We start from the raw sequence: 16,375 nt of genomic DNA, 5'->3' as shown, positions 1-16,375 counted from the left end.
GGCCGGCCACACCACCAGCCGGGCCTACCCGCCTTTCGACCCGATGCAGGTGTTCGGCGACGACGGCGACGACACGCCGGCGCAGCCAGCGGCAGCATCGGCCGCATCCGGTCAGATCTACGGCGCCAAGGTCGAAAGCGAGATGAGCCTGAAGACCGTCGATTTCCCCATCGAGACGGCCTCCTTCGACGAAAAGAGCGACCTGTCCGCCGACGAGGTGGAAAAGGTGGTGCGCGAAGCCGGCACCGACCTCAGCGACGGCGCCGTGCAGGTCGCCTCACTCCACTATGTCGACCCGCAGCGATTCGGCGAAGCGTTCGCCGAGTCGATGGCCGGCTCCTATGACGTGAAGATCGTGCCGGAAAACGTCTCGGTGGCGCCGCGTGCTGCCACCGACGACCAGGCACCGGCTTTCGCCGAGGAAATCATTCCCTTCACCAAGGACACCGACCTCACCGAGGCCTTCGCCGATTCGGGCTATACGGGCGATGACGCCACCGGCATGGCCGAAGCGATCGCCAAACTCCTGAATGCGCCGACGTTGAAGGCCGGAACGGTGCTGCGCGTCGGCCTCGAGGTTCACGGCGATGCCGCCAAGGTCGTGCGCACCAGCGTCTACGACAAGACCACGCATATCGTCACCATCGCGCTCGACGACCGCGGCCAGTATGTGCCGGCGCAGGAGCCGGATCCCAATCCCGAATTGTTGACTGCATTTGACGATTCGTCGGCACCGGTGGTGGTGCGTGGCAATCTGCCCACTGTCTATGACGGCATCTACCGCACCGCCTATTCCTACGGCATGTCGAAGAAAATGACCCAGCGGCTGATCAAGCTGCTGGCATCTGGCGTCGACTTCCAGTCGCGACTCAATCCGTCGGATCGCCTCGAAGTGCTGTTCTCGCAGCCCGACGGCGACGACCAGACATCAGACGATTCGGAGCTCCTCTACGTCTCGGCGACCTTCGGCGGTACAACGCGCAACTTCTACCGCTTTCAGATGCAAGACGGCAGCACCGACTATTTCGACCAGGATGGCTCAAGCGCCGAGCAGTTTCTGCTGCGCAACCCACTGCCCAACGGGAGATTCACCTCCGGGTTTGGTGCGCGCAAGCATCCTATCCTCGGCTACGTCCGCATGCACACGGGCACCGATTGGGCGGCCCCGATCGGATCGCCGATCATCGCGGCCGGCAATGGCGTCGTCGAGACAGCCGGGTGGGCCGGCGGCTATGGCAAGCAGATCATCCTGCGCCATGCCAATGGCTACGAGACCTCATACAATCACCAGAGCGCCTTTGCCAAAGGCATCGCACCGGGCGTTCATGTTCGCCAAGGCCAGGTCATTGGCTATCTCGGCCAGACCGGTCTCTCCACAGGTCCTCACCTCCACTACGAGCTGATCGTCAACGGCACCAAAGTCGATTCGATGCGTGTTCGCCTGCCGGTCGGCAAGGTGCTGAAGGGCGACGATCTCGTCGCCTTCAAGCGCGAGCGCGAACGCATCGACGATCTGCTGAAGCAGGAAGATGGCAATTCGCTGAAGGTCGCGAGCGCCAAGATCGACGGCTGACCTGTCGGCTTTTCAGTCCTGCCTGGGTTCGGCGCGCCGCGACCAAGGCAGTGGCGAGCCGGAAATTGTCGTCCACGCGATGACGGCGGAAAGCAGGCAAAGCAGCGCCGTTACCGAAGAGACCGTCGAAAACGCGGCATCGCTGGCGGCGAGCCTTGCCGCATCGAGCGCCGGCGCAAGATCGGCCGGCGCTGGTTCGCCAAAGCCTGGCACGCCTGATATCGCACTCCCGTCCAATGCATTGGCGTAGACCCAGGCGGCCAGCGATCCCATCGCCGCCACCGCGATCAGGCCGCCAATGCGCGAGACTGCATTGTTGATGCCGGAAGCGGCCCCCGTATCCTTGTCTTCCACCGCCGTCATGATCGCGGTCGACAGTGGTGACACGACCAGCGCCATGCCGAGCCCCATCAGCGCCATCAGCGGAAATGTTCCCGCCCAGAAATGGTGGATGCCGGCATGGGTGAGCAAGGCAAGCCCGGCGAAGGCGGAAGCCACGATCAGGCTGCCGCAGGCGATCGGGAAACGCGGCCCGATCCGATCCGACAATTGACCGACCGGTCCCGACAGAAGCGCGATCGATGCCGACAGCGGCAGGAAGATGAAGCCGACTTCGGCCGTGCTCAGTCCCCAGCCGGCGATCAGCAGCATCGGCAGATAGAAAAGATTGGCCGACAGCGCGAAATAGAGGAAGAAGGTCGCGACATTGGCGCCGGCAAAAGCGCCAATGCGAAACAGGCTGAGGTCGATCATCGGCTCGCGTTGCCGCTGCTCGAACAGGATGAAGATCACAAGCAGCACCGCGCCGGCGGCAATGCTCGGCCCTGCCATGTGGCCCTCGCCGCTGGAACTCATCGAGGTCAGCCCATAGGCGAGCGCGCCGAAGGCCAGGGTCGCCAGCGCGCCACCGCCAAGATCAAGGCTGCGTTTTTCCGTCGGCGCATCGGCCGGAATCTTGACGAGCAAGAGATAGATCGAGATCAAGCCGAGCGGCAGGTTGACGGCAAAAATCGCCCGCCAGATACCACCGCCGAAAGCTGACAGCACCAGGCCGCCGAGCACTGGGCCTAGTGCTGTCGTCAGCGCTGATGCGGCGGCCCAGATGCCGATGGCGCGGCCGCGCTCTTTCTTCGGGTAGGCCTTGGCGATGATGGCGAGGCTGCCCGGCACCATGATCGCCGCACCAATGCCCTGGAGGGCGCGAAACGCGATCAGCACGACAGCATTCGGCGCCAGCGCACAGGCGAGCGACGCGGCGACGAACAGCACAATGCCGGCGACGAAGGCGCGGCGCAGCCCGAACCGGTCGCCAGCGGCCCCGCCGGCAAGGATCAGCGCCGACAACGTCAACGCATAGCCATTGGAAATCCACTGTGCCTCGGCAAGGCTGGCACCGAGGTTGACGCGGATCGCCGGCATGGCGATAGCCAGGATCGATCCGTCGATGAAGCCGAGCGCCGAGGCCAGGATCGCCGCGATCAGCACGAATCGCCGCTGCGATTGCGGACAGAACGTCCCGTTCGCAACCGGGCTGGTCAGCGGGACGGCGGCGGCTTCGCTTGGTGAATGCATGGCACCCTGCTTAGACCCCAAGCGCGCCGGCAACAACCGGCCAGCAGCTTGCAGTCCTTGAAACCAGCCAATTGGCCAGGATGCGTCCACCCCGGATGCAAACGGCGGCAGTCATGCTAAGTTTTCTGGAAGGCGGCAGGCGGGAGAAATCGATGAAGCGTCCACTGGAAGCATCGGCGGAGGGACGCGGTCGCATTGTCGGCATCACCGACGGCGTTTTTGCCATCGCGCTCACGCTCATCGTGCTCGAGATCAGGGTGCCGGCGCATGAGGCTGTCCATTCCGAGCACGATCTGCTTGCCGCCATCGCGGCCCTCGCGCCGCGCTTCCTGACCTACGCCTTGAGTTTCCTGACCCTGACCATCTTCTGGTTCGGCCAGCAGGCGCAACATGGGCTCATCGCCAAATCCGACAGACGGCTTGCAACGCTGAACCTCTGCTTTCTCGCCTTCATCGCGCTCTTGCCGTTCTCGACCGATCTTCTGGCCGATTTCCTCGAATTCAGGACCGCGGTGCTGGTCTACTGGCTTAACCTGCTGATGCTCGGCGTCACCCTGTTCGCCAACTGGCGCTATGCGGAGAAGAACGGCTTTGTCGCGGAAGATGTCGACGCCGAAACCAAGCGCACGGTCTATCTGCGCATCGTCAAGGCGCAGATCCTGTGGGCGGTCGGCGCCGCACTGTGCCTGATCAACCCGTTGCTCAGCGTCGGCTTCATTCTGGTCGTGCAGTTGATCTATGCCGCTGCGCTGCGCGGCTCATTGCTGCGCAACGTCATCGGCTGAAGGTCCGCCGACGAATTCCACGGTAACGCCTGGCGATACCAGCTTGGCGAGCTCGCGTGCGTCCCAGTTGGTCAGGCGCACGCAGCCATGGCTTTCGGTTTTGCCGATCTTCGACGGCTCGGGCGTGCCGTGGATGCCGTAGGTCGGCTTGTCGAGCGCGATCCAGACCGACCCTACAGGTCCGTTGGGGCCTGGCGGAATGGTCAGGATCTTGTCGTTCTGGCCCTGCTTGAAATTGATGTTCGGGTTGTAGGTGTAGTTCGGGTCGAGCGCGATGCGCGACACGGCGTGGATGCCGGTGGGCGACGGCGTGTCGGCCGAGCCGATGGTCGCGGGATAGGCTGCGACCAGCCTGCCGCCCGCATCGTAGGCGTACACTTCTTTCTTGGTCTTGTCGGCGACGATACGCGCGACCGGCGTCGACACCAGCTTGCCGAAATTGGCGACCTTGATGATCGTGCCGGGGCGGTTGAAGTCGAGGCCCTTGTTGATCGACTTCAGATAGTTCTCGTCCATATGGAAGCGCTCCGCCAGCGCCTCGGTGACAGAGGTGTAGCACATGCAGTTGAGCTGCGCCTTCTGGCTGTAGTCTTCCGGGATCGAGGCGACATAGGGGCCGGCCGCGTCCTCTGCCGTGATCGTGTAGTTGGCGAAGGCATCGCCGCCGGATTGTGCCAGTGCTGCCTGGATGCCGACCGCATCGGTCGACTTCAAATTGCTGCCGGTGATTTCATTATAGGCGGCGAGCGCCTTGTCGACGTTTGAGCCGAAGCGACCGTCGATGACGCCAGGCGAAGCACCGCCGCGGTCGAGGAGTACCTGCAGCGCGGCCACGTCCTGGCGGGCTCCCAGCGACAGCGACGGATCGACGGCGGCCTTGCCACTGGTGTCCGGCGGCAGGGCCGCCTGCGTTTCCGGATTGGCCTGCTGCACGTCCGGCTGCGCCGGATCGATCGAGGCCTCGTTGAGCGGCTGGCGCTTGATGGTGCCCGGCTTGGCCGGCTGCGGCGCATCGGGATAGTTGTTGTCGTAACTGCCGTCGTCCTGCGGCGCCGGCGGATAGGCTTCCACCGAATTGTCGCCATTGGGGTCGTATTCGTCGGCCGGCGGCCGGATGACCCGGCCTTCCTCTTCCAACTGCTTGCGGCGGAACCGCGCCATGTCTTCCGGATCGTCGAGATAGTAACGATCATCGTCGGCGGGAGCCCGACCCAACTCGCGCAGCCTTGTTTCGCGGCGCAACGCGCGGCGGTCAAGCCGTGTCTGCGGCGGTTGGATGGCGATGACCTTGCCGGTATCGGCATCGACGATGACGCGGTTGCCGCGGGCGTCGTAGTAGATGTCCAGATTTCCGTCCTGGGCAACAAGAATGCCGCCATCATTGGCAGCATGGACAACCCTTGGTGCGTTGTCCTGTGTCGGCGCGGCAAGCGCAGCAGAAGACACAAGCCCGGCGGCAAGCGCCGAAAGGGCAAAGATCGTGCGGAACATCGTGGCCAAACTCTCCGGTCCGTAATTGCCGCCGCCCGGCATTGTTCTTTGGCGAACCCCTTCGCCAGCAAACCAGTTACCCCACCATATGGTTCCAACATGAACCGGGCATGAAGATGGCGGTTTTCCGGCGTATCGACGAATATCAGCTAGCCCGCGGCGAGCCCCAATTCCTTGCGCGCCTGCCTGGTCAGCTTCAAGGCGACAAGGCGATGGCTCTCGCGCAGATAGTCCTTCAGCGCACCATCATCCATGCTCTGGCTTGTCCGACGCTGGATCCATGTCATGCCGCGCGAGGCAAGATAGGGCGCGGGCAGCAAGCCCGGCTGTTCCTTCAGTACGTCGTAGGCGATGTCGGAACATTTGAAGGTGACGAAGAGCTGCTGGCCCTGATCCCAGCCGCCGATCGCAAACACCTTGGTCCCGACCTTCCAGACATGGGCGCCGCCCCATTGGACGACGTGGTTTGTCGCGGGCAGCGAGGCGCAGAAGCCGTTGTAGTCGTCCAGCGTCATCCGCCCCCCATCATCCCTATGAAAACGCCGCGCGCCCTGCCTGGACGCGCGGCGTTGGATCAGGCCGCCGCTTCGGTCGCGACGACCGTCGGCTTCGAGCGGAAATTCAGCCGGTCGGAGCCGGCGGTAACCTTGACGGTCGAGCCGTCGAGAATCTCGCCGAGCAGGATCTTCTCCGCCAACGGGTCCTGCAGCTCCTTCTGCATCACCCGCTTCAGCGGCCGCGCGCCATAGGCCGGGTCGTAGCCCTTGGCCGCCAACCACTCGATCGCTTCGTGATCCAGCGACAGCGTGATCTTGCGATCGACAAGCAGGCTTTCCAGCCGCTTGAGCTGGATCTCGACGATGCGGTCCATGTCCTTGCGACGCAGCCGATGGAACAGGATCACCTCGTCGACGCGGTTGAGGAATTCCGGCCGGAACGACGCCTTGACCACATTCATCACCTCGTCGCGCACGGCGTCGACATCCTGGTCCTCGCCGAGATTGACCAGATATTCGGCGCCGAGGTTCGACGTCATGATGATCAGCGTGTTGCGGAAATCGACCGTGCGGCCCTGCCCGTCGGTGAGCCGGCCATCATCGAGCACCTGCAGGAGCACGTTGAAGACGTCAGGATGCGCTTTTTCGATCTCGTCGAACAGCACGACCTGATAGGGCCGGCGCCGCACCGCTTCGGTCAGCGCACCGCCCTCCTCATAGCCGACGTAGCCGGGAGGCGCGCCGATCAGCCGGGCGACCGAGTGCTTCTCCATGAACTCCGACATGTCGATGCGCACCATGGCACTGTCGTCGTCGAACAGGAAGCTTGCCAGCGCCTTGGTCAGCTCGGTCTTGCCGACGCCCGTCGGTCCGAGGAAGATGAACGAGCCGATCGGCCGGTTCGGATCCTGTAGGCCGGCGCGGGCGCGCCGCACTGCCTTCGAAACAGCCTGCACCGCCTCGCCCTGGCCGACGACGCGCTTGCCGATCTCGTCTTCCATGCGCAGCAGCTTGTCGCGCTCGCCCTGCAGCATCTTGTCGACCGGAATGCCGGTCCAGCGCGAGACGATATGGGCGACGTGGTCGGGGGTGACCACTTCCTCGACCATGCCGGCCTTGCCGTCCTGGGCTTCGGCTTCCTTCAGCCTCTTTTCCAGTTCCGGGATCTTGCCATAGGCAAGCTCGCCGGCGCGCTGGAACTCACCCTTGCGCTGGGCAATGGCCAGATCGTTGCGCGCTTCGTCGAGCTGCTTCTTCAAGTCGGCTGCGAGCCCGAGCTTCTGCTTCTCGGCCTGCCACTTGGCAGTGATCTCGGTCGATTCCTCCTCAAGGCCGACAAGTTCCTTCTCCAGGCGGGCGAGCCGGTCCTTCGAAGCATCATCCGTCTCGACCTTCAGTGCCTCGCGCTCGATCTTGAGCTGCATGATGCGGCGGTCGATCTCGTCCAGCGCCTCGGGCTTGGAATCGACCTGCATCCTGAGCCGTGAGGCGGCCTCGTCGACCAGGTCGATCGCCTTGTCCGGCAGGAAGCGGTCGGCAATGTAACGGTTGGACAGCGTCGCCGCGGCCACCAGCGCCGAATCCGAGATACGCACCTTGTGGTGCTGCTCGTACTTCTCCTTCAGGCCGCGCAGGATCGAGACGGTGTCCTCCACCGTCGGCTCGTCGACGAAGACCGGCTGGAAGCGGCGGGCAAGTGCCGGATCCTTCTCGACATGTTTTCTGTACTCATCGAGCGTGGTCGCGCCGACGCAGTGCAGTTCGCCGCGCGCGAGCGCCGGCTTCAACAGGTTCGACGCATCCATGGCGCCGTCCGCCTTGCCGGCGCCGACCAGCGTGTGCATCTCGTCGATGAACAGGATGATGTTGCCGTTGGCCGACGTGACTTCTGAAAGCACGGCCTTCAGCCGCTCCTCGAACTCGCCGCGATATTTGGCGCCGGCAATCAGCGCGCCCATGTCGAGCGCCATCAGCTGCTTGTCCTTCAGCGATTCCGGCACATCGCCATTGACGATGCGCAGCGCCAGGCCTTCGGCGATCGCCGTCTTGCCGACGCCTGGCTCGCCGATCAGCACGGGATTGTTCTTGGTGCGGCGCGACAGCACCTGGATGGTGCGGCGGATCTCGTCGTCACGGCCAATCACGGGGTCCAGCTTGCCCGCGCGGGCATCAGCCGTGAGATCGCGCGCGTACTTCTTCAGCGCGTCATAGCCCTGCTCGGCACTCGCCGAATCGGCCGTGCGGCCCTTGCGGACATCGTTGATGACCTGGTTCAGCGCCTGCGCGGTGACACCAGCCTTGGCCAGGATGTCGGCGGTCTTTGCCGACTTCTCCATGGTCAGCGCCTGCAGCAGCCGCTCGACGGTGACGAAGCTGTCGCCGGCCTTCTTGGCCAGTTCTTCCGCCGTCGAGAACACCTTGGCCAGCGGCTGCGCCAGATAGAGCTGGCCGTTGCCGCCTTCGACTTTCGGCATCGCCTCGAGCGCCGTCTCCACGCCAAGCTTGACGTCGCGGACATTGCCGCCGGCGCGCTCGATCAGCGACGCGGCCAGGCCCTCGTCATCGTCGACGAGAACCTTCAAAATGTGTTCGGGGGTGAATTGCTGGTGATTGCGGGAGAGCGCCATGGTTTGCGCGGACTGGATAAAGCCGCGCACGCGCTCTGAGTATTTCTCAAGGTTCATATCTGTCTCCTTCCATCACCGGCCCGCTTTGCGGCACCGGATCAGATTGCGGTGACGGACCCGCCCATTCGAGCCGGATCCTGCTCAGCCGAGATATGGTGCATGCACCCCGGCCCCTCAAGACGTCTCGATACCGGGAAATGCATAATATTCCACGTCCGCCCAAACGAAAACGGCGGAGATTTCTCTCCGCCGTTCAACGTCTTGAAATGCTGTCCGATCAGTTGTCGATGTCGACGATCACCGGCTCGGCATTGCCGCTGTCGGCGGGCGCCGCTGCCACCTCGCCGGCACCCGCATTGTCGCTACCGCCGTCGACCTGGTCGGCGTTTGTGCGCGGGCGGCGCGGACGGCGCGGGCGACGGGCAACACCGCCCTCGGCCGCCGCCTCGTTGAGCTCGGCCTGGGCGGCAAGAGCCGCCGGCGAGAAACTCTCGAACAGCGGAGCCGGCTCGGCTGCCGCAACGATCTCGACCGGCGAAGCGGGCTCTGCTTGTGCGTCTGCTTGCAGCGGGGCCTCGTTGCGCTGTTGCTGGCCGCCTTGATCGGAGGACGAACCAAAGTCGCGCTGGCCGTTCTGGCCGTAGCCGCCATTGGGGCGACGATCGCGATGGCGCCCGCCATTGTTGTCGCGGCCGTTGTTGCGGCCGCCATTGTTGTCACGCCCACTATTGTCGCGCCCACCATTGTCACGCCCACCATTGTCACGATTGTCGCGACCGCTTTCCCGGTTCAGCGCGACCTCGGCCGGCATGCCTTCGATGACCGGTTGCGGGCCGGCGCCATGGTTGGCCACCGGGATCTGAGCATCGGAAACATTGTTGCTGTTGTTGCCGGAATTGTCGAAGTCATCACGATCCTCATCGCCGTCATCGTCGAAATCGTCGCGATTCTGTTGCGTATTCTGGATCGGCATCTGCGCCTGCGCGGCGGCAATGATGCGATTGTAATGTTCGGCGTGCTGGAGGTAGTTCTCCGCCATGACCCGATCGCCGGAGCTTTGCGCGTCACGGGCCAGGGTGGCGTATTTTTCGGCGATCTGCTGAGCCGATCCACGGATCTTCACGTCCGGGCCGTTGCTCTCGTAGTTGCGCGTCAGGGGATTTGGGCCCTTGCGGTTGTTGTTGTTATTGTTGTTGCCACCGCCGCCGCCATTGTTGTTGCGACCGCGCATGCGCCTGTTCTGCTGTTGTGGCCTCATTCGACTCTCTTCATTTTGAAATTTTCGAAAACTCGTTACGAACGGAGGCGCTCATGCAGCAAGCCGTTTCGCTTCTTCACCGGCGTTCGCCCGCATCAATTGCGTTGGCGCCACGTGCCATCCTGTTCCGGTTACATCACTTGCCGGACGATTCCCGCACGAAGCTTGGGCGTCGTTTGCGCAAGAAGGCAGCTATTTCCAAGGAGGACCGAATCGCTAAGAGCACTGCCTGCTTCGTCTCATCCGGTTGAGGCGACCCTAGCCGCATTCCCCGGTATTGCCAAGCGGTTTTTTCGCACTGCGTCAAGGCTTATCCCCATTGAAAGACAAGAACCCTGTCGTTTCCGCCGAGATCACGGAAAGCAGCAGCCGATGCATAACCAGCCGCCTTGAATATATCCGTAACCTCATTGCGCTGCGTGTGGCCGATCTCGACCGCAATCCTGCTTTCGGCTTCTAGAAACCGTGCCGCCTCGGCGGCGATGATCCTGTAGGGGGTCAGCCCATCCACGCCGCCGTCCAGGGCCAGGCGTGGGTCGAAATCGCGGACCTCGTCCTGCAGATTTCCAATGTCTTCCGAACGTATATAGGGAGGGTTTGCGGCAATTACATGGTATCGGCCGGAAACTTTTTCGAACCAGTCCGACTGGACTGTCGTGAACCGGCCGCCAAGCCCAAGTTGCCCGGCATTGCGGGCCGCCGTCGCCAGGGCGCCGGCGGCGATGTCGACACCGGTGGCGGTCGCGGCCGGCACCGCACTCAGCAGTGCGAGGGCGATGGCGCCCGTCCCGGTGCCGAGATCAAGGATACGGCACATGCCTTCCCGCGCGGCAATTGCCTTGACGAAGGGCAGCACCGCTTCGACCAGCGTCTCGGTATCCGGCCGCGGCTCCAGCGTTTCCGGCGACAGCGACAGGCGCAAACCATAGAATTCGCGATAGCCGAGGATGCGATGCACCGGTTCGCCACCGGCTCGCCGTCTCAGGGCGGCGTCGATCGCAGCGATGACGTTCCTGTCGATCGTGCGTTCGGGTTCGGCGATGGCCTGTGTGCGCGTCGTACCGGAAAAATGTTCGACGATCAGCCGCGCGTCGAGCGTCGGGTCACCGACAGCGGCCGCCATAAGCCTGGCCCGCGCTTCCCGCAGCAGCGGTCCCAGCGCCTCGGGCAGAGGGTCAGCCATCAAGGCCGATATCGGCCAGCAGCTTCGACTGGTGATCGGCGATCAGCGCGTCGACGACTTCGTCGAGCTCGCCCATCATCACCCGGTCGAGCTTGTAGAGCGTCAGGTTGATGCGATGGTCGGTGACGCGGCCTTGCGGGAAATTGTAGGTGCGGATGCGCTCCGAGCGGTCACCGGAACCGACCTGCGACTTGCGCGATTCCGAACGCTCCTCATCCGCCTTGCTGCGCTCCAGATCATAGAGCCGGGCGCGCAGGATCTGCATGGCCTTCGCCCGGTTCTGGTGCTGCGACTTCTCCGCCTGCACCACCATGATGCCGGTCGGCAAATGGGTGATGCGCACCGCCGAGTCGGTGGTGTTGACGTGCTGGCCGCCGGAGCCCGAGGCGCGCATCGTGTCGATGCGGATGTCTTCGGCGCGGATCTCGATGTCGACCTCTTCCGCTTCCGGCAGCACGGCGACGGTCGCAGCCGAAGTGTGGATGCGCCCGCTCGCCTCGGTCGCCGGTACGCGCTGCACGCGATGCACGCCGGATTCGAATTTCAGATGGGCAAAGACGCCCCTGCCGGAAATGGTGGCGATGATTTCCTTGAAACCGCCGGCATCGCCGTCGCTGGCCGACACCGTCTCGAACCGCCAGCCGCGCTCGGCGGCATAGCGCTCATACATGCGAAACAGGTCGCCGGCGAAAAGAGCGGCTTCATCGCCGCCAGTGCCGGCACGGATTTCGAGGATAGCGTTCTTGTCGTCGGCGGCATCCCTGGGCAACAGAAGAACCTGAATGTCCTTCTGCAGCGCCTCGATGCGCTCCTCTACCCCGGGCAAATCCGCCTCAGCGAGCGCCCGCATCTCGGCGTCGGTGCCCTTGTCGGCGAGCATCGCTTCGAGGTCGGCCTGCTCATGCTCGGCCGAGCGCAGTTCCCTGACCTTGGCCACCATGTCCTGCAGTTCGGCATATTCCGACGCCATTTTCACATAGGCATCCGGTGCGGGTCCGGCCGACATCTGCGCTTCGAGCATCTCGAAACGCTTGACGACTTGATCCATGCGGTCGCGGGGAAGATTGATCATACCTGCAGCCACTTTTCCGCGAGGCTCGGTGCAAACACCTCGTACACGAATGCCCGGTAGTGGGGCTCGTGCGCGACGGCGGCGAAATCCGAGAAATTAAAGCCATGGCCAGAAGGCCCAACTTCACGCCTCTTGTCGGAATAGTCGAATGTCGCGCGCTGCGAATCCTTGATCGTCGCCAGGATGCCGTCCGGAATGCCTGCACCGGTCGCCTTGCATGTCATGCGATCGGCGATAGCGACGAACTCTTCGATTGCCGTGTCCCGGCGCTCCGCTTCTGCCCCTTCAAGCCTCAGCGTCAGCTTGCTGACAAACTTGTCATCGCCCACGGCCAGGTAGCTGTATCCAGTTCCGAACGATGGGCTGATGGTGAGGCTGAAGACGTCCGGGCACGTTGCGACCCTCTCGTATAGCGTCGCAACGAATCGTGTCGGTCCCTTGAAGTTCTGGACCTCAGCCGGCTTGCGCTTCGGCCACGGCACAAAAGACGCGACCTCATCCGGCGACCAGCCGAGATGAGAATGAGCGCTCCTGCCATCCAGCCAACCAGCCAAAGCCGTCAACCTCACAGCGGAATACCCCGGTCGTCGGCGAAGGCCTGCAACAGCGCCCGCATCGGCAACCCTTGCGGCGGCGCCATCAGATTGTCGTCGAAGAACGCCGTCAACTCATCCAGCGGCAGTTCCGTCAGCATCGCCTTGACCGGGCCGATCGAGGCCGGCGACATCGAGATCGAACGGAAGCCGAGACCGATCAGCGCCATCGCCGAGATCGGCTTGCCGGCGAGTTCGCCGCACAGCGTCACCGGCGTGTGATTGCGGATGCCGGCATCGGCGATCTGCTTGAGCACACGCAGGAACGGCGCCGACAGCGTGTCGAAGCGGTTGGCCAGTTGCGTGTTGCCGCGGTCGACCGCCATGACGAACTGGAACAGATCGTTCGAACCGACCGAGACGAAATCGACCGCCTTCATCAATTCGTCGAGCTGGAACAGCAGCGACGGCACTTCCAGCATCGCACCCAGCTTGAGGCTGGTCGGCAAATGGTGGGCAAAGCGCGAGAGATGCCGCACCTCGCGGTCGATGATCTCGCGCGCCTGGGCGATCTCGCCAAGCTCGGTCACCATCGGCAGCATCAGCTTGAGCTCACGCCCACCACTGGCCTTCAGCAAGGCGCGGATCTGGGTGCGCAGCAACCCCGGCCGGTCGAGCGTGAGCCGGATCGCCCGCCAGCCAAGCGCCGGGTTCTCTTCCTGGATGGCGCCCTTGAAGTAGGGCAGCACCTTGTCGCCACCGATGTCGATGGTACGGAAGGTGACCGGCTTGCCGCGCGCCGCCTCGAGCACATCGCGATAGAGCTTCTCCTGCGCCTCGGCGCGCGGAAAGGTCGAGGCGACCATGAACTGCAATTCGGTGCGGAACAGGCCGATGCCGGCCGCACCCGCCTCGGCCAGTTGCGGCAGGTCGACGGCAAGCCCGGCATTCATCAAGAGATCGACCTGCACGCCGTCCCTGGTCTCCGACGGCTTCTTGCGCAGCTCGCGATAAACCTCTTGCCGGCGCGCGCGGAACCGCACCTTTTCGGCATAGGCGGCTTCAAGATCGGACTGCGGCCGCAGATGGATCGCACCTTCCTCGCCGTCGACGATGATGGCATCGCCGTTTTCCGCCATGGAAACGGCGCCCTTCATCTGGCCGGCGACCGGAATGCCCATGGCGCGCGCGACGATGACGACGTGGCTGGTGGCCGCACCATCCTCGAGCACCAGCCCGCGCAATTTGTCGCGGGGATAGTCGAGCAGTTCGGCCGCGCCCATGGAGCGGGCGACGATAATGGCGTCCTTCGGCAACGAAGCGGCCACATCTTCCGGCCCGCGCCCCATCAGCTGGCGCAGCAGCCGGTTGGCGAGGTCGTCGAAATCGCTCATCCGCTCGCGCAGATAGGGATCGGTCATGTGCAGCATGCGGGCGCGCATGTCGCTCTGCACCTTTTCCACCGCGGCTTCGGCCGTCAGGCCGTTGCGGATCGCCTCCTCCAACCGGCGCACCCAGCCGCGGTCGTTGGCGAACATGCGATAGGCTTCCAGCACCTGGCGATGTTCGCCCTCGAAGGCAACGTCACGCCGCTCCAGCATGTCGTCGATGGAGAGCCGCAGCGAGCCGAGCGAGGTCTCGAGCCGTCGGACCTCTTCCTCGCTGTCCTCGTTGAACAGGTTGGTGACGACGATGCGCGGCTCGTGCAGCACGACATGGCCAAGCCCGACGCCATCGTTGAAGGACAGGCCGGTGAAGCTGACGGGCCGGCGCAGGTCGAGTTCGAGGCCAGGCCGGGTCAGCCGCGCCAGATCGCCGGTGGCGATCATCTCGGCGATGACCATGGCGGTGGTTTCCAGCGCCTCGACCTCGTCATCGCGATAATGGCGCATGGTCTTGTTCTGCACGACCAGCACGCCCAGCGTGCGCCCTGCCCGCAGCACCGGCACGCCGAGGAAGGAATTGTAGATCTCTTCCCCGGTCTCCGGCAGATAGGCGAAGGCCGGGTGTTCCTGCGCGTTGGAGAGGTTGAGCGGCCGCGCGCTGGCGGCGATGGTGCCGACAAGACCTTGCCCCAGCCTCAGCTGCGCCAGGTGGACGGCGTTCGGGTTCAGACCCTCGGTGGCGTAGAGCTCGAGCACCGAATCGGCGCGCAGCACATAGAGCGAGCAGACTTCGGCGACCATGTTGGAGGCGATGTCGCGCACGATCCGGTCAAGCCGCTCCTGCGGCTCCAGCGGCTCCTGCATGAGCTCGCGGAGCCGTTTCAGCAAAACGCGCGGGCCACTGGCCTGGTCACGCATCGCGGCTTCTTCTCCAATGAAACACTTGCCGGCGCAGTTTCCGCCGCTGCCGGCATGCGCGCAACAACTGATTCAGTCTTGCTACTGCTTATCCAGACCGTAGACGGAATGCAAAGTGCGAACTGCCAGTTCGGTGTACGGACCGTCGATCAGTATCGAAATCTTGATCTCGGAGGTGGTGATGGCGCGAATGTTGATCGCCTTGTCGGCCAGCGCCTTGAAAGCCGTGGCGGCGACGCCGGCATGGCTCCTCATGCCGATGCCGATGACCGAAACCTTCGACATGCCGGCTTCCGACTGCACGACGTCGTAGCCGACCTCGGCCTTCAGCCGGTCGAGCACGGCTAGCGCCTTGTCGACGTCACCCGAAGGCACCGTGAAGGTCATGTCGGTGAACTTGCCGTCCTCGGAGATGTTCTGGACGATCATGTCGACATTGATGTTGGCCTCGGCCAGCGGCCCGAAAATGCCGGCGGCGACGCCTGGGCGATCGCCGACGCGGCGCAGCGAGATCTGGGCCTCGTCCTTGGCGTAGGCAATTCCGGTGACGACCTGCTGTTCCACGATCTCTTCCTCGTCGCAAATGAGCGTTCCCGGAGGATTGAGCAAATCCCCCATTCCGGGCGCGTCGGGATCGTCGAAGGACGACCGCACGAAGGTACGCACCCTGTGCACCATGGCAAGCTCGACCGAACGCACCTGCAGAACCTTGGCGCCGAGCGAGGCCATTTCAAGCATTTCCTCGAACGAGATCTTGGCCAGCCGCCGCGCCTTGGGTTCGATGCGCGGATCGGTGGTGTAGACGCCGTCGACGTCGGTGTAGATGTCGCAGCGATCGGCCTTGACCGCCGCGGCGATGGCCACCGCGCTGGTGTCTGAACCGCCACGGCCAAGCGTGGCGATGCGATTATCCGGCCCGATACCCTGGAAGCCGGCGATCACTGCCACCTGGCCCTCGCCGAAGCGCTTGATCAGGAAGGCGCCATCGATGTCGAGGATGCGCGCGGCGCCATGCGCGTTGTCGGTCTTGATCGGGATCTGCCAGCCCTGCCAGGAGCGCGCATGCACGCCCATATTCTGCAAGGTGATGGCGAGCAGGCCCGCTGTGACCTGTTCGCCGGAAGCGACGACCGCGTCATATTCGCGTGCGTCGTGCATCGGCGAGGCCTCGCGCGTCCAGCCGACCAGTTCGTTGGTCTTGCCGGCCATCGCCGAAACCACCACCGCCACCTCATGGCCGGCGTCGACCTCGCGTTTTACGTGACGCGCCACATTGCGGATGCGGGCGATGTCGGCGACGGAGGTTCCGCCGAATTTCATCACGATACGCGCCATGGAAGCGAAATGCCTTTGACTGAAGCCGGCCTGGAGCCGAAAACGGAGGAAAGCGCCCGGCTCTCGCCCGCCGCTGAATGCGCGGCCTCCTTAGCCAAATGCTTTAGGTTTCGCAAGGCTGGCGGCGGATTGCCGGCTCAAGAAGA

General features: G+C 63.9%; 12 protein-coding genes (1 of these 12 running past the window's edge). 2 read left to right on the top strand and 10 right to left on the bottom strand.

Annotation, left to right across the window (positions count from 1 at the left end; genetic code table 11):
* Positions 1–1,573: the 3' portion of a M23 family metallopeptidase gene (locus tag DBIPINDM_RS22220; RefSeq protein WP_258589205.1), read on the top strand. 398 nt of this gene lie to the left of the window's left edge; 1,573 of the gene's 1,971 nt are visible here — the last part of the coding sequence; the start codon falls outside the window, past its left edge; it ends in the stop codon at positions 1,571–1,573.
* A 12-nt stretch (positions 1,574–1,585) separates the two neighbouring features.
* On the opposite strand, the gene DBIPINDM_RS22215 is transcribed toward DBIPINDM_RS22220, so the two are convergent.
* On the bottom strand, positions 1,586–3,145 hold the full coding sequence (locus DBIPINDM_RS22215; protein ID WP_258589204.1) for an MFS transporter: 1,560 nt from the start codon (positions 3,143–3,145) through the stop codon (positions 1,586–1,588).
* A 152-nt stretch (positions 3,146–3,297) separates the two neighbouring features.
* Here DBIPINDM_RS22215 and DBIPINDM_RS22210 point away from each other — a divergent pair, with 152 nt between their 5' ends.
* On the top strand, positions 3,298–3,930 hold the full coding sequence (locus DBIPINDM_RS22210) for a TMEM175 family protein (RefSeq protein WP_258589203.1): 633 nt from the start codon (positions 3,298–3,300) through the stop codon (positions 3,928–3,930).
* On the opposite strand, the gene DBIPINDM_RS22205 is transcribed toward DBIPINDM_RS22210, so the two are convergent.
* The 9 genes from DBIPINDM_RS22205 to DBIPINDM_RS22165 form a co-directional block, all read right to left on the bottom strand.
* On the bottom strand, positions 3,904–5,421 hold the full coding sequence (locus DBIPINDM_RS22205) for a L,D-transpeptidase family protein (protein ID WP_258589202.1): 1,518 nt from the start codon (positions 5,419–5,421) through the stop codon (positions 3,904–3,906). The genes DBIPINDM_RS22210 and DBIPINDM_RS22205 overlap by 27 nt on opposite strands.
* 149 nt (positions 5,422–5,570) lie before the next feature.
* Positions 5,571–5,936: an MmcQ/YjbR family DNA-binding protein gene (locus tag DBIPINDM_RS22200; RefSeq protein WP_258589201.1), complete on the bottom strand. Its 366-nt coding sequence runs from the start codon at positions 5,934–5,936 to the stop codon at positions 5,571–5,573.
* Between the two features lie 59 nt (positions 5,937–5,995).
* Positions 5,996–8,602, bottom strand: a complete 2,607-nt coding sequence (clpB, locus tag DBIPINDM_RS22195; RefSeq protein WP_258589200.1) for an ATP-dependent chaperone ClpB — start codon at positions 8,600–8,602, stop codon at positions 5,996–5,998.
* Between the two features lie 220 nt (positions 8,603–8,822).
* On the bottom strand, positions 8,823–9,803 hold the full coding sequence (locus tag DBIPINDM_RS22190) for a DUF4167 domain-containing protein (protein ID WP_258589199.1): 981 nt from the start codon (positions 9,801–9,803) through the stop codon (positions 8,823–8,825).
* Between the two features lie 310 nt (positions 9,804–10,113).
* Positions 10,114–10,986, bottom strand: coding sequence for a peptide chain release factor N(5)-glutamine methyltransferase (prmC, locus tag DBIPINDM_RS22185; protein ID WP_258589198.1), 873 nt, complete (start codon positions 10,984–10,986; stop codon positions 10,114–10,116).
* The gene (gene prfA / locus DBIPINDM_RS22180; RefSeq protein WP_258589197.1) at positions 10,979–12,058 is read right to left on the bottom strand and encodes a peptide chain release factor 1; all 1,080 of its coding nucleotides are present in this window, start codon (positions 12,056–12,058) and stop codon (positions 10,979–10,981) included. The genes prmC and prfA overlap by 8 nt, the downstream gene beginning before the upstream one ends.
* On the bottom strand, positions 12,055–12,612 hold the full coding sequence (locus tag DBIPINDM_RS22175) for a hypothetical protein (RefSeq protein ID WP_258589196.1): 558 nt from the start codon (positions 12,610–12,612) through the stop codon (positions 12,055–12,057). The genes prfA and DBIPINDM_RS22175 overlap by 4 nt, the downstream gene beginning before the upstream one ends.
* An 11-nt stretch (positions 12,613–12,623) precedes the next feature.
* Complete coding sequence (ptsP, locus tag DBIPINDM_RS22170; protein ID WP_258589195.1) at positions 12,624–14,894, bottom strand: phosphoenolpyruvate--protein phosphotransferase; 2,271 nt, start codon at positions 14,892–14,894, stop codon at positions 12,624–12,626.
* Between the two features lie 81 nt (positions 14,895–14,975).
* Positions 14,976–16,229, bottom strand: coding sequence for an aspartate kinase (locus tag DBIPINDM_RS22165; RefSeq protein WP_010911671.1), 1,254 nt, complete (start codon positions 16,227–16,229; stop codon positions 14,976–14,978).
* Positions 16,230–16,375 lie beyond the last annotated feature (146 nt).

The organism is Mesorhizobium sp. AR02, from assembly GCF_024746835.1.
In the GTDB taxonomy this organism is placed as follows: Bacteria; Pseudomonadota; Alphaproteobacteria; order Rhizobiales; family Rhizobiaceae; genus Mesorhizobium.
This window is presented reverse-complemented; position numbering and strand designations above follow the sequence as displayed.